The organism is Spirillospora sp. CA-142024 (genome assembly GCF_050942325.1).
Taxonomy (GTDB): domain Bacteria; phylum Actinomycetota; class Actinomycetes; order Streptosporangiales; family Streptosporangiaceae; genus Spirillospora.
Genome location: NZ_CP192077.1, coordinates 5,600,008 through 5,613,141, shown reverse-complemented (window position 1 = coordinate 5,613,141; position 13,134 = coordinate 5,600,008). Strand labels below are relative to the sequence as shown.

The following is a 13,134-nucleotide window of genomic DNA, read 5'->3' as shown; positions in this document are numbered from 1 at the left end:
TCTTCTCCCATTCCCGGAACGCCATTCCCTAAATCCCGATCAGCCTCCGAAAGCGGTCAGGAAACGGTCACGGAAGGCGCTCATCGGCCATACCGGAGTGTTCTTGGCGGGGCGCAGGCCGTCCTGCCATCCCCAGCCGGAGATCCGGTCCAGCACGGCCTTGTCCTTCGCGACGATCGTGATCGGCACGTCCCGGCTCGCGCCCGGGCCGGTGATGAGCGGCGCGGGCTGGTGGTCGCCGAGGAAGATCAGGACCGAGTCGTCGTCGCCGTAGGTCCGCATGTAGGACACGAGCGTGTTCAGCGTGTACTCGATCGACTTGCGGTATTCGGTGCGGATCTGACCGGGCCCCGGCCAGGGAGCGTTGTACCCCTTGCCCATCCCGTTGAAGACCGAGCCGTCCCCGACCTGGTTCCACGGGACGAGGCTGGGGATGGACGCCCACGGCGCGTGGCTCGACACCAGCGCCGTCTCGGCCATCACCGGCGCACGGTCCTTCTTGTCCAGCTCGGTGCGCTGGAGCGTCGACAGGGTGTACTGGTCCGGCATCGTGGCGAAGCTGAAGCGCGGCCCGCGGTAGCCGAGGGTGCGGTCGTCGTAGACCTTGTCGTAGCCGTAGAACGACGCCTCCGGCCAGGCCCGGGTGATCGCCGGCATCAGCGCGACCGTCCGCGCGTCCGCCCGGTGGAACGCCCCGTTCAGCGTCAGCCGGTCGCTGTGCACGAGCGTCCGGTACCGCTGCTGGTTGTTGATCCACAGGCCCGACAGCAGGGTGGCGTGTGCCAGCCAGCTGCCCCCGCCCGCCGTCGACGAGGTGAGCCAGCCGCTGCGCGCGGCGAACCCGGACTCGCGGAGCTGCCGCGACCCCTGGTCCAGCACGGCGTCGACCTGCCCGGCGTACTCCGGGCTCTCGACCGCCGAACGCCCGTAGCTCTCGACGAACGCCAGGGTGACGTCCTTCCCCCGCAGCCCCGTCAGCAGCTTGTCGTCGGGCGTGTTGCGGAACTTGTCGACCGCGGCGGCCTTCGCGAACTCCTTCTTGTCGTTCAGGCTCGTCCGCACCTGCCGTGCGTGGTCGTAGGCGAGCACCGCCGCGCTCCTGGACGCCACCGGCACACCGTGGACGAACTGCGCCCCGAGCGCGGCGCACAGGACCCAGATCGCGCCGAGGACCCCGGCCCCCCAGGCGGCCGGCCGGTCGTGCCGGACCACGACCCGGCTCAGGCGCAGCGTCGACAGCGCCATCAGCACGATCACGCCGACCGTCAGCACCGCCGCCCCCACGACGGCGCCGATCGCTCCGGCGGACCCCGCCGACTCCTTGACGAACTCCACGCCCGGCGCCAGCATCGGCCAGTCGAGCACCAGGTCGAACGGCCGGACGAGCACCGCGTCGAACCCGATGTCCATCACCTTCAGGACGAACAGCAGCCCGAGAACCGCCCCCGCCGTCAGGGCCACGTACCGCCGCGCCCTCGCCGGCACCACGAGGATCAACGCGACGCCCAGCACGCCCTCCACGGGGATGCGGACGAAGGCGGCCGGTGTGAGGCGCGCGAACTCGGCCGGCGCGACCAGCGCCGCGAGCACGAACAGGAACGCCGCGACGGTCACCGTCCGCCCGGCGACCCGCCGCCATCGCGGCCGCGCGTCCGCTTTCCGGGCTCCGGCCGGCACTTCCTCCTGTGTCTCCCGCTCCACGCGGCTATCGGTGGTCAGTTGGTCCTCCCAGGCTCGTTCCCCCTGCCGCGACCGCGACACACACTGCACGTCCGCTTCGCGCCGGAGGGTTCAAACGTTTCCATGTTTCTCCCGGCGGGATGTCGAGGAGCGGGAGGCGGCTCCGATCTCCTGGTGAGAGGCGCCGGTGGGGCGCCCGTTGAGGAGGAATGGACATGAGCAAGGTCACCTGTGACATCACGGTTTCCGTGGACGGCTACGCGGCGGGCCCGAACCAGCGGATGGACGAGCCGCTCGGAGACGGCGGCGAACTGCTGCACCGGTGGATGTTCGAGGAGGCCGAGGCCAACGCCGAGGAGGTCGAGAAGATCACGTCGGCCGGCGCCTACATCATGGGACGCAACATGTTCGCCTCCGGCCGAGGTGACTGGGACCTGGAATGGAACGGCTGGTGGGGCGACGAGCCGCCGTACCACGCGCCGGTGTTCGTCCTGACCCATTACCCGCGCGAGCCCGTCCCGATGAAGGGCGGGACGACGTTCTCCTTCGTCACCGACGGAATCGAGTCGGCGCTCGCCCAGGCCCGGCAGGCCGCGGGGGACCGGGACGTCGCGATCGCGGGGGGCGCCCACACCGTGAACCAGTACCTCGCGACGGGGCTGATCGACGAGCTCCGGCTGCACGTCGCGCCGATCGTCCTCGGCGGGGGCGAGCGGCTCTTCGAGGGCGTCGGCGACATCTCGCTCGAACCGGCCGGCGCGTCCCGCACCGAACTGGTCACCCACGTGACCTACCGCGTCAGTCGGCGCGGATGATCTTCAGCAGGCGGGCGACCTCGGCGGCGACCGCGTCGCGGGCGGCGCCGACGTAGCGGCGCGGGTCCACGAGGGCCGGGTCGGCGGCGAGCCGCTCGCGGACGGCCCCGGTGTACACCTTGTTCAGCTGTGTCGCGATGTTGATCTTCTTCATGCCGTGCCGGACGGCGGCGGTGAGCGCCTCGTCGGGCACCCCGGACGAGCCGTGCAGCACCAGCGGCACGGGCACGGCGTCGTGCAGCCGCGCGATAAGGGGGAGGTCTAGGACGGTGTCGCGGGTGAGCATGGCGTGGGACGTGCCGACCGCGACGGCGAGGGCGTCCACGCCGGTGGCGGCCACGAAGCCCGCGGCTTCGCCCGGATCGGTCCGGGCGTGCGGGGCGTGCACGCCGTCCTTGCCGCCGATCTCGCCGAGCTCGGCCTCGACCCAGACCCCGCCCGCGTGGCAGCGCGCGGCGACCTCGGCGGTGGCCGCCACGTTCGCGTCGTGCGCGAGCCGGGAGGCGTCGAACATCACCGACCCGAACCCGAGGTCCACGGCCTCGCCGACCAGGCCGGCCGAGGTGGCGTGGTCCAGATGGACGGCGACGGGCACGGCGGCGGCGCGCGCTACCGCCAGCACCGCCTGTCCGATCGGCGCCAGCGCGCCGTGGTAGGCGACGCAGTTCTCGCTGACCTGGAGCACCACGGGCGTCCCCGCGTGCTCCGCGCCGGCGACGATCGCCTCGGCGTGCTCCAGCTGGATCACGTTGAACGCACCCAGCCCCCGCCCGGGCGCGCCGACGGCCTCACTCATGGGGACGAGCGGCATGGTCCTCCTCGGCTCGGACGCTGACATGGGGGAGGAGCGCGGGGACCGCGGCGGCGTCGATCTCACCGGCGACGGGGGAGCGGACCGCGCAGGCGGCCAGCGCGACCGCGTTCCGGAGCAGGTCCGGCCAGGGCCGGTCCGCCGCGAGCCCCGCCGCCAGCCCGGCGGCGAGCGCGTCTCCCGCGCCCGTCGGGTTGCCCGGGACGGGACGGTCGAGGGCGGCGCGCAGCACACCGCCGGGGGTGTCCGCGACGACCCCGCCCGCGCCGAGGGAGGCGACCACGGTCCGCGCGCCCGCCGCGCGGAGCATGCGGATGCCGGCCGCCGTGTCGCCGGTGCCGCTCACGCGGGCCAGTTCCCCGGCGTTCGGTTTCACCACGGCGGGACGTCCGGCGAGCCCGAGCCGCAGCGGCTCCCCGTCGGCGTCCAGGATCACCGGGCCGGGGGCGAGGCGGGCGAGCCGCGCGTAGGCGTCCGGGGGGACGCCCGGGGGCAGGCTTCCCGACAGGACGACCACGGCGGCGTCCCGGGCCAGCGTCTCGTAGCGGGCGAGGAACGCCGCCCATTCGGCGGCGGTCACGGTGGGCCCGGGCTCGCAGAACATCGTCACCTCGGCGCCGACGATCGTGACCGTGCGGCGCGACTCGCCGGCCACCGGCGAGAACGCGGCGGGCACGCCCAGGGCGGCGAGCCCTTCCTCGATCTGCCGCCCGGCGGCGCCGCCGGCGAGCCCGGTGGCCACGACCTCGTGGCCGAGGCCGTGCAGCACCCGGGCCACGTTGACGCCCTTGCCGCCGGGCCGCCGGTGCACCGCGGCCACCCGGTTGACCTCGCCGAACCGCGCGTCCGGCACCTCGTAGGTGTCGTCGAGGGCCGCGTTCGGCGTGACCGTGAGGATCATGCGCCCCCGTCCCCGGCGGCGGGGTCCAGGATCACCGAGCGGGTGAGGTGCCGGGGCCGTTCGGGATCGAGGCCCGCCGCCGTCGCGCGCGCGACGGCGAGCCGCTGCACCCGGATCAGGTCGGCGAGCGGGTCGGCGCCGGCGGCGCGCAGCAGCCCGCCGGTCGCGGCCACCTCGCCGGCCAGGCCGTCCGGGAGCCCGCCGAACATCCACACCGCACGGCCGGGGCCGGTGACGCTGATCGGCCCGTGCCGGTACTCCATCGCCGGGTACGCCTCCGTCCAGAAGCACGCGGCCTCGCGCATCTTCAGGGCGGCCTCCTGCGCGATCCCGACCGTCCAGCCGCGGCCGAGGAACGTGACCTGCCCGACGTCCAGCAGCTCCGGCGGGAGCGGATCGGTCACGGCGGCCTCGGCGTCCGCGATCGCGGCCGCCAGGTCCTCGCCGAGGTGGGCGCGCAGCAGCGCCAGCTGGGTGGTGGCGAACCGGGTCTGGACGACCGACTCCTCGTCCGCGAAGTCCAGGGAGATCACCTCGCCCGCGCTCCCGGAGACCGGGGTGTCCGGGTCGGCGGTGATCGCGGTCGTCCGGACGGCGCCGCCGAGCCCGTCCAGGACGGCCAGGACCTCGGTCGTCGTCCCGGACCGGGTGAGCGCCAGCACCCGGTCGTAGCGGCGGGCGAGCGGCATCTCCGAAGCGGCGAAGGCGTCGGTCTCGCCGTGCCCCGCGCCCTCCCGCAGCGCCGCGTACGCCTGCGCCATGAACAGCGAGGTGCCGCATCCGACGACCGCCACCCGCTCCCCGCGGGCCGGCAGCGCGTCCCGCAGCCCGGCGGCCAGCCCGGCGGCCCGCCGCCAGCACTCCGGCTGCGCGGCGATCTCGCTCATGATGCGGTTGTCGGCCATGAATTCTCCTGACGTCTCTCGGCCGGTTCGGGCGCGGAGCCTCCGGGCGGCCCGGCCGGGCTCCCGGCGTGGCGGGCCGCTTCGGCGGCCTCGGTCCAGGTGGGCTGGGCCAGGGTTCCGCCGTGCGCGCGGGTGGACAGCGCCCCGGCGGCGGTCGCCAGCGCGAGACATCCGGCCAGGTCGAGACCGCGCAGCCGGGCGGCCAGGAAACCGGCGTCGAATGAGTCCCCCGCCCCGACCGTGTCCAGCGGCTCCGCCGGGACGGGGGCGGCCCGCACGAGGCCCCCGTCCCACGCCAGGGCGCCCTCGGAACCGCACTTGATCACCGGCAGGACCCCGCGCGCCGCGAGCCGCCGTGCGGCCTCGGCGACGTCCTCGCATCCGGCGATGTCCCGGGCCTCGGACTCGTTCGGCAGCAGCACATCGGTCACGGCGAGCACGGCATCGAGCCCCGCCCACCGTCCGGACGGATCGTCGTTGGTGTCGAGCGAGGTGGTCGCCCCGCCCGCGCGCGCCGCGGCGAACACCGCGGGCAGCCCGGACGCCAGCCCCGGCTGCAGGAAGTAGGAGGCGGCGTGCACGTGCCGGGCGCCCAGCAGCGCCTTCGCGGGGACGTCCTCCGCCGTCATCTCCGGCAGCGTTCCCGGCGCGGTCAGGATCGCGCGGTCGGCGCCCTCGTTGAGGATCACCGTGAGCCCGGTCGGCCTCTCGGGATCGACCGCGCACGCCGACACGTCCACGCCCCGCTCGGCGAGGGCGCCGAGCACGAACCGCCCGGCCGCGTCGTCCCCGACCCGCCCCGCGAACGCGACGCGCAGCCCGAGCCGCGCCGCCCCGCACGCCATGATCGCCGCGGACCCGCCCAGCGCCAGTTCCCCGTGCCGGACCAGCTCCTCCCGCTGCCCGAACGCCGGCCGCCGGGGCGCGCCCACCAGCACGACGTCCGGGTTGGCGTCACCGACCACGAGCAGATCGACCGCGTCGCCCACCACACCTCCGCATGCGCGTTCACGCTCAAAACTCCCGCCAATCATCCGCAAACAATCACCACCGCACAAGAGCAGACTCCGTCGGTGTTCGTAGGAGAGCCGACGGGTCCGGCGGGGAGTGGGCGCATCAGGGCGCACAGGGAAGCCGTCGCCGCAGAGGTGGAGGCAGTCGCCGGATCTGGTGGTCGGGAGGGGGGATATGTGCGAATTGACCTTGTGTCCTGACATCGGGGGCCGTCCTCCGGCAGCGCGGTGGGCCCAGGCCCGATGGAACGTTCCCGCCTCCCGACAGGGCTCCCTGACTCCACTGCCGGCCTGACTGACTCTGTGCACGTCAGCGAAGTGAATGACGGACTTCGAGCAGGTTCCGCCCAGGGTGATGACGGATGTCGAGCAAGAGTGTTACGTTCCACGGCGTGACATCGAGCAAGCGTCGTGCGCAGATCGTGTCGTCCCTGCGCACCAAGGGCGCCGCCTCCGTGCGGGAGCTGGCCGAGACCCTCCAGGTGAGCGAGTCGACGATCCGGCGTGACCTGGACGTGCTCGACCGCAACGGCGAGCTCATGCGGACCTACGGGGGAGCGGCCCTGTCGCCCCGCTCGGCGGTGCCCGAGATCTCCTTCGCGGCGTCCGCGGAGCACGACAGCGCGGAGAAGGCCGCGGTGGCCGAGCGGGCGGCGGCGCTGGTGGAGGACGACATGGTCGTCGTGCTCGACATCGGGACCAGCACCAGGCTGATCGCCCGGCATCTGCGCGGCCGGCCCGTCACCGTCATCACCGCAAACCTGGCCGTGCTGGACGAACTGCGCGACGACGATGCCGTCCGGCTGTGCCTGCTCGGCGGTGTCGTGCGGCGCAACTACCTCTCCCTCGTCGGGTCGCTCACCGAGACGGCGCTCCGCCAGGTGCGCGCCGACCTCGTGTTCCTCAGCTGCACCGGAGTGCGGCCGGACGGGCACGTCATGGACGACATGGAGGTCGAGACGCCGATCAAGCAGGCGATGCTCGAATCCGCGGACCGGGTGGTGCTGGTCGCCTCGGAGGCGAAGTTCCCCGGCACCGGCTCGCTGCGGGTGTGCGCGTTCGACCGGATCGACGCGCTGGTCACGACCGCCGGGGCCGACCCCCGGACGCTCGAGGTCTGCCGGGAGGCGGGCGGGAAGGTGTTCTTCGCATGAAGCTGGCCATACTCGGCGGTGGCGGGTTCCGGGTGCCGTACGTGTACCAGGCCCTGTTGCAGGACCCGGGCTCTCCGCGCATCGAGGAGGTCTGGCTCCAGGACTCCGACGCCGGCCGCCTGGAGGCGATGGCGGCGGTGCTCGGCGCGCTCGCCGAAGGGGTCGAGGACGCGCCGCGGGTGTTCACCGGCACCGGGCTGGACAAGGCGCTGGAAGGGGCCGACTTCGTCTTCTCCGCCGTCCGGGTGGGTGGCCTCAGAGGGCGTGTGTGCGACGAGCGGGTCGCCCTGGACCTGAACGTCCTCGGGCAGGAGACCACCGGGCCCGGCGGGATCGCCTACGGGCTGCGCACCATTCCCGTCATGCTCGACATCGCGCACCGCGTGAAGGCCCTCGCGCCGGACGCCTACGTCATCAACTTCACCAACCCCGCCGGAATGATCACCGAGGCGATGCAGGGCGTGCTCGGCGACCGGGTGCTCGGCATCTGCGACACCCCGTCCGGGCTCGGCATGCGGGTGGCCGCGGCGCTCGGGCTGGATCCGGGCCGGATCCGGCTCGACTACGTCGGCCTGAACCATCTCGGCTGGATGCGCCGCATCCTGCACGACGGCGTGGACGTCCTGCCCCGGATGCTCGCCGACGACGAGCTGCTGGGGACGCTGGAGGAGGGCGTGGTCTTCGGCCGTGACTGGCTGCGCGACCTCGGCGTGATCCCCAACGAGTACCTGTACTACTACTACTTCAACCGGGAGGCGGTCCGCGCCACCCTGGACGCGCCGCAGACCCGCGGCGAGTTCCTGCTCAAGCAGCAGGAGGCGTTCTATGAGCGGATCGCGGCGGCGTCCGGCGGCGCGGCCATGGGACTGTGGCGCGAGACGGTGGCGTCCCGCAGCGCGAGCTACATGGCCGAGATGAAGGGCGCGCGGACCGGCGAGGCCCTGGACGACCACGCCGGGATCGATCCCGCGGACGAGGGATACGCCCGGGTCGCGCTGAACGTGATGGCCGCGATCAGCCGCGACGAGCGCGCCACCATGATCCTCAACGTGCGGAACGGCTCGGCCGTCACCGCCCTCCCGCCCGACGCGGTCGTCGAGGTGCCGGTCACCGTCGACGCCGCCGGCGTCCACCCGCTCGTCCTCGACCAGCCCGACCTGCACCAGACCGGGCTCATGCAGCAGGTCAAGGCCGTGGAGCGGCTGACCGTGCAGGCCGCCACGACCGGTTCGCGGGCGGACGCCGTCAAGGCGTTCGCGCTGCACCCCCTGGTCGACTCGGTGGAGATCGGGCGGCGGCTGCTCGACGGCTACATCGACCGGATTCCCGAGGTCGCCGACGTCTTCGCGGCCGGTGGCCGATGACCCCCGCGACCGACCTCGGCCCCGACGGCCCTCGTGAGGAGGAGTCATGACAGTGGAGACCCTGGACGGGAGCGCGGACCCGGGACCGGGCGGGGCGGCGGCCCCCGGCCGGCCGCCCGAGCCGTCCCTGGCCGACCCGTGCGCCGAGCGGGGCCTCGCCGCGGACATGCTGCACCGCGCGGACGACGCCGGTGCGGCGCCCGAGCTGGACGTCTTCCTGAGCGGCCAGGTCTTCATGGACATGATCTTCACTGGGCTGCCCGGTCTGCCGCCGCCCGGGACGGAGCTTTTCACCGAGGGGCTCGGCTCGGCGCCCGGGGGCGTCGCGAACATCGCGGTGGCGATGAGCCGGCTCGGCCTGCGGGTCGGGCTCGCGGCCCCCTTCGGGGACGACATGTTCGGCGCCTACCTGTGGCGGACGCTCGCCGAGCAGGAGGGCATCGACCTCGGGCACTCCCGCAAGATCACCGGCTGGCCCACGCCCGTCACGGTGTCGCTGGCCTACGACTCCGACCGCAGCATGGTCACCTATGCCAAGCCCATGCCGGACCTCGACCCGGCGGAGCCGGCGGCCGGTGCGGAGGCGGTGCTCGGCTCCCCGCCGCCCGCCGCGCGGGCCTGCTTCGTCGACATCGAGCGTCCCGTGCCGGGCTGGGCCGGGGAGATGCGGCGGTCGGGCACCACCGTCTTCGCCGACCTCGGCTGGGACGCGACCGAGACCTGGTCGACCGAGGTGCTCGACCGGCTGGAGCACGTGGACGTGTTCCTGCCGAACGCCGTGGAGGCCATGGCCTACACGCGCGCCGGGTCGCCCGAGGAGGCCGCCCGCAGGCTCTCCGAGCGGGTCCCGGTCGTGGTGGTGAAGCGCGGCGGGGCAGGGGCCGTCGCGATCGACTCGGCGACCGGCGAGGTCGCCGAGACCGAGGCGCTGCCGGTGCGCCCGCTCGACGCCACCGGGGCCGGCGACGTGTTCGGCGCGGGGTTCCTGTTCGGGACGCTCGCGGGGCTCCCGCTCGCCGAGCGGCTGCGGTTCGCCAACCTGTGCGCCGGCCTGTCCGTCCGGCACCGCAGCGGCTCGCTCGGGGCGCCGTGCTGGGGGGAGATCGCCGCGTTCGGCGAGTCCGGCGAGGTCCCCGAATCCGTCCTCGAACAGTACGCCTTCGTCGTGGACTTCATCCCCGACTCGGCGACCGACACCGTCGTCCGGGCCGAGCCCACCCTCCGGGCCGAGCCTCAGCAGCCGTCCTGACCCGGGACAGAGAGACAAGGGAGCCGCTGGAATGCCGACACTGACGAGGCGAGGGGCGGTCGCGGCGGTCGCGGCCCTCGCGACCGTGCTCGCCGCCGCCTGCGCCCCCGGTTCGTCCGGCGACGAGCCGGAGAGCAAGGCGCCCGCCGCGGTGAACACCGACGTGGCCAAGGCCGGGAACGTGACCCTCACCGTCTGGGACCAGGAGGTCCAGGGCGGCCAGAAGAAGCAGATCGAGAAGCTCAACGCGCAGTTCCAGGCCAAGTACCCCAACGTGAAGATCAAGCGGGTGTCGCGGTCGTTCACCGACCTGCAGTCGACGCTGCGGCTCGCCCTGTCGGGCGGCAACCCGCCCGACGTCGTCGAGGCCAACCAGGGCTACGCGTCCATGGCGCAGTACGTCAAGGCAGGGATGCTCCTCCCGCTGGACTCCTACGACAAGGTCTACGGATGGAGCAAGCGCTACCCCAAGGGCCTGCTCGACCTCAACAGCGTCACCGACGGCGGCAAACTGATCGGCTCGGGCAAGCTGTACGGCGTCTCCCTGAACGGTGAGATCGTCGGGCTCTACTACAACAAGGAGAAGCTCGCCAAGCTGGGCATCCAGCCGCCGAAGACATGGGCGGAGTTCGACCAGGCGCTCGGCACCGCGAAGAGCAAGGGCGAGGTCCCGATCGCGTTCGGCAACCTGGAGAAGCTGCCCGCGATGCAGCTGTACGGCATCCTCCAGGACGGCGTGACCGACAAGGAGTCCGTCCGCAAGCTCGTGTTCGGCAGCGGCGGCGCCTGGACGGACGCCCCGAACGTCCAGGCGGCGCAGAAGCTCGCCGACTGGTCGAAGAAGGGCTACTTCACCAAGGACTCCAACTCCGTCAAGTGGGACGACACTCCGGTGAACTTCGCCAAGGGCGAAGGCGTGTTCATGTTCGGCGGCACCTGGTGGGCGTCCGAGCTGAGCGACAAGATGAAGGACAAGGCCGGCTTCATGCTGCCTCCCGCCGCGCAGGCCGGGGCGCCGACGGCGACGATGGGCGGCGAGAGCCTGCCCTGGTCGATCACCGCCAAGAGCAAGCACGCGGACGTCGCCGCGGCCTACATCAACTTCATCACCTCGCCCGAGGCGATGGACGTCTCCGTCGAGACCGGCAACCTGCCGGTGCTCGCCGCGCCGTCCAAGCAGCCCTCGGCGACGCTGCTGAAGGAGGTGTCGGCGGCCTGGGCTGAGCTGAGCAAGAACGACGGCGTCACCCCGTACATCGACTACGCCACGCCGACCTTCGCCGACGCGTTCGGCGGCCCGCTGCAGGAGCTCATCGCCGGCCGGAAGCCGGCCGACGAGGTCATGAAGGCCGCGCAGGACGACTACACCGCCTTCCAGAAGAAGAAGTAGGGATCGGGTCCGTCCGCCCCGGCCGCGCCACGTCCACGGCGCGGCCGGGCGCCGGACGGGGCCGGACGCAGGACAAGGAGCCCGCACATGACGACCGTCGCGCGGCGAAAGACCCCGAAGTCCAGGCGTGAGGCGGCGGCCCCGCGTGCGGCGCTCCGGGACGGCGCCTCCGCGCCTCCCGGGGAGGCCCGGGGAGTCGGCTGGCTGTACGTCCTGCCCGCGCTTCTGGTGTACGGGGCGTTCCTGCTGTGGCCGCTGGTGCGGGGCGCGCAGTTCTCCCTGTACCACTGGGACGGCCTGGGCCCGGCGACGTGGGCGGGGTTCTCCAACTACACCGCCATCTGGTCGGACCCCGCGCTGCGGGGCGCGTTCGGGCACCTGCTCGTCCTCGTCGTGTTCTACTCCGTCCTGCCGTGCTGCATCGCGTTCGTGCTGGTCGGCGCGATGTCGCGGACGAGGATCCGCGGCCTCACGTTCTTCCGGACGGTGCTGTTCCTGCCCCAGGTCGTCGCGATGGTCGCCGTGGCCGTGGCGTGGCGGTGGGTGTACTCCACCGACGGACCGGTCAACACCGTCCTCGGCTGGCTGCACGCGCTCGGCCTGCCCGACTGGCGGCACGGCTGGTTCGGCGACTTCACCTTCGCGCTGCCCGCGGTGGGGGTCGTCGGGACCTGGGTCGGGATCGGGCTCGCGATGGTGCTGTTCCTCGCCGGGGTGCAGAAGATACCGCGCGAGCTGTACGAGGCCGCCAGGATCGACGGCGCGGGCGCCGTGCGCGAGTTCCTCGCGGTCACCCTGCCCGGGCTGCGCCGCGAGCTGGCGGTGGCGCTCACGCTGACGACCATCATCGCGATCCGCAACTTCGACCTCATCTACATGGCCACCTCGGGCGGGCCGGGCGACGCGACGAAGGTGCCCGCCTACGAGGTCTACAACCGCACGTTCAACACCGGCGAGGTCGGGCTCGGATGCGCGATCGGCGTCACGCTGGCGGTGCTGGCGTTCGCCGTCACGGCCGGGATCCGGCGGCTCGTGGAAGGGAAGGGCGCATGACCGGGCGGACGGAACGGTTCGTCAACCACGCGATCCTGGCCGTCTTCGCGGTGATCGCCGTGTTCCCCATGATCGGGATCGTGGCGCAGGCGCTGCGGCTGCCCGACCTCGACTTCGCCGCGTTCGGGACGGCATGGCGGGAAGGCCATTTCGCCACCTACATGCGCAACAGCGTCATCGTCACGGTCATCACCGTGGTCGTGGCCGCGGTGCTGTCGATCACGGCCGGGTACGCGCTCGGCACCATGCGGTTCCGCGGTTCCGGCGCGGTGTTCCTGCTGTTCCTCGCCGGGCTGACCATCCCGACGGAGGCCATCGTCGTCCCGCTCTACTTCGACCTGAGATCGGCGGGGCTCGACAACACCTACGCGGGGCTCATCCTCCCGCAGGTGGCGATGTCGGTGGCGTTCGGGACGTTCTGGATGCGCGCCTACTTCCGCAGCGTCCCGCGGTCCCTGCTGGAGGCGGCCCGCATCGACGGCGCGTCCAGCTGGACCACGCTGTGGCGGGTGCTGGTGCCGGTCGGCCGCCCGGCCATCCTCACCATGCTGCTGCTGACCACCATGTGGACCTGGAACGAGTTCCTGCTCCCCCTGGTGATCATCAACTCGGACGAGGGGCTGCGCACCGCGCCGCTCGGGCTGTCCTTCTTCCAGGGCACCCACAAGACCGACTATTCGCTGCTCATGGCGGGCGCGCTGATCATCGCCGCGCCCATCGTGATCGTCTATGTCTTCCTGCAGCGCCAGTTCATCGCAGGAATGCTCTCGGGGGCCGTCAAGGAGTAGGGAAAGAACAG

At 72.7% G+C, this 13,134-nt stretch carries 12 protein-coding genes; 7 read left to right on the top strand and 5 right to left on the bottom strand.

All coding sequences use genetic code 11. The annotated features are described in order from the left end of the window. Positions 1-39 precede the first annotated feature (39 nt). Positions 40-1,701, bottom strand: a complete 1,662-nt coding sequence (locus ACQPZP_RS26900) for a sulfatase (protein WP_433472504.1) — start codon at positions 1,699-1,701, stop codon at positions 40-42. Positions 1,702-1,895: 194 nt separating this feature from the next. On the opposite strand from ACQPZP_RS26900, the gene ACQPZP_RS26895 reads away from it, so the two are divergent. Beyond that, complete coding sequence (locus ACQPZP_RS26895; RefSeq protein ID WP_433472503.1) at positions 1,896-2,495, top strand: dihydrofolate reductase family protein; 600 nt, start codon at positions 1,896-1,898, stop codon at positions 2,493-2,495. Here ACQPZP_RS26895 and ACQPZP_RS26890 read toward each other — a convergent pair. Genes ACQPZP_RS26890 through ACQPZP_RS26875 form a run of 4 tightly spaced genes read right to left on the bottom strand, consistent with a single transcriptional unit; the run spans position 2,479 to position 6,101 of the window. Continuing rightward, positions 2,479-3,306 (bottom strand): class II fructose-bisphosphate aldolase, encoded by an 828-nt coding sequence (locus ACQPZP_RS26890; RefSeq protein ID WP_433472502.1) that lies wholly within the window; start codon positions 3,304-3,306, stop codon positions 2,479-2,481. The two genes, ACQPZP_RS26895 and ACQPZP_RS26890, sit on opposite strands and share 17 nt — an antisense overlap. Continuing rightward, a complete protein-coding gene (locus ACQPZP_RS26885) occupies positions 3,284-4,207 on the bottom strand; it encodes a 1-phosphofructokinase family hexose kinase (RefSeq protein ID WP_433472501.1) in 924 nt (307 codons plus the stop codon). Before ACQPZP_RS26885 ends, ACQPZP_RS26890 begins: the two co-directional genes overlap by 23 nt. Continuing rightward, positions 4,204-5,112, bottom strand: coding sequence for an SIS domain-containing protein (locus tag ACQPZP_RS26880; RefSeq protein ID WP_433472500.1), 909 nt, complete (start codon positions 5,110-5,112; stop codon positions 4,204-4,206). The genes ACQPZP_RS26885 and ACQPZP_RS26880 overlap by 4 nt, the downstream gene beginning before the upstream one ends. Beyond that, entirely contained in the window at positions 5,091-6,101 is a 1,011-nt protein-coding gene (locus ACQPZP_RS26875; RefSeq protein WP_433472499.1) for a carbohydrate kinase family protein, read from the bottom strand. Before ACQPZP_RS26875 ends, ACQPZP_RS26880 begins: the two co-directional genes overlap by 22 nt. A 416-nt stretch (positions 6,102-6,517) precedes the next feature. Between ACQPZP_RS26875 and ACQPZP_RS26870 the strand changes: the two genes are divergently transcribed. The 6 genes from ACQPZP_RS26870 (at position 6,518) to ACQPZP_RS26845 (ending at position 13,123) form a co-directional block, all read left to right on the top strand. Next, the gene (locus ACQPZP_RS26870; RefSeq protein ID WP_433472498.1) at positions 6,518-7,279 is read left to right on the top strand and encodes a DeoR/GlpR family DNA-binding transcription regulator; all 762 of its coding nucleotides are present in this window, start codon (positions 6,518-6,520) and stop codon (positions 7,277-7,279) included. Then, the gene (locus tag ACQPZP_RS26865) at positions 7,276-8,643 is read left to right on the top strand and encodes a 6-phospho-beta-glucosidase (RefSeq protein WP_433472497.1); all 1,368 of its coding nucleotides are present in this window, start codon (positions 7,276-7,278) and stop codon (positions 8,641-8,643) included. Before ACQPZP_RS26870 ends, ACQPZP_RS26865 begins: the two co-directional genes overlap by 4 nt. Positions 8,644-8,689: 46 nt before the next feature. Continuing rightward, positions 8,690-9,892: a carbohydrate kinase family protein gene (locus ACQPZP_RS26860; RefSeq protein WP_433472496.1), complete on the top strand. Its 1,203-nt coding sequence runs from the start codon at positions 8,690-8,692 to the stop codon at positions 9,890-9,892. A gap of 31 nt (positions 9,893-9,923) precedes the next feature. After that, complete coding sequence (locus tag ACQPZP_RS26855) at positions 9,924-11,282, top strand: extracellular solute-binding protein (RefSeq protein WP_433472495.1); 1,359 nt, start codon at positions 9,924-9,926, stop codon at positions 11,280-11,282. Positions 11,283-11,369: 87 nt separating this feature from the next. Further along, complete coding sequence (locus ACQPZP_RS26850; protein WP_433472494.1) at positions 11,370-12,335, top strand: carbohydrate ABC transporter permease; 966 nt, start codon at positions 11,370-11,372, stop codon at positions 12,333-12,335. Next, positions 12,332-13,123, top strand: a complete 792-nt coding sequence (locus ACQPZP_RS26845; RefSeq protein ID WP_433472493.1) for a carbohydrate ABC transporter permease — start codon at positions 12,332-12,334, stop codon at positions 13,121-13,123. The genes ACQPZP_RS26850 and ACQPZP_RS26845 overlap by 4 nt, the downstream gene beginning before the upstream one ends. The last annotated feature ends 11 nt before the right edge of the window (positions 13,124-13,134 follow it).

Coding starts and splice junctions, on each gene's coding strand:
- ACQPZP_RS26895 (WP_433472503.1), top strand. CDS start 1,896: ATGAGCAAGGTCACCTGTGACATCACGGTTTCCGTGGACGGCTACGCG.
- ACQPZP_RS26850 (WP_433472494.1), top strand. CDS start 11,370: ATGACGACCGTCGCGCGGCGAAAGACCCCGAAGTCCAGGCGTGAGGCG.
- ACQPZP_RS26865 (WP_433472497.1), top strand. CDS start 7,276: ATGAAGCTGGCCATACTCGGCGGTGGCGGGTTCCGGGTGCCGTACGTG.
- ACQPZP_RS26890 (WP_433472502.1), bottom strand. CDS start 3,306: ATGCCGCTCGTCCCCATGAGTGAGGCCGTCGGCGCGCCCGGGCGGGGG.
- ACQPZP_RS26845 (WP_433472493.1), top strand. CDS start 12,332: ATGACCGGGCGGACGGAACGGTTCGTCAACCACGCGATCCTGGCCGTC.
- ACQPZP_RS26855 (WP_433472495.1), top strand. CDS start 9,924: ATGCCGACACTGACGAGGCGAGGGGCGGTCGCGGCGGTCGCGGCCCTC.
- ACQPZP_RS26880 (WP_433472500.1), bottom strand. CDS start 5,112: ATGGCCGACAACCGCATCATGAGCGAGATCGCCGCGCAGCCGGAGTGC.
- ACQPZP_RS26885 (WP_433472501.1), bottom strand. CDS start 4,207: ATGATCCTCACGGTCACGCCGAACGCGGCCCTCGACGACACCTACGAG.
- ACQPZP_RS26860 (WP_433472496.1), top strand. CDS start 8,690: ATGACAGTGGAGACCCTGGACGGGAGCGCGGACCCGGGACCGGGCGGG.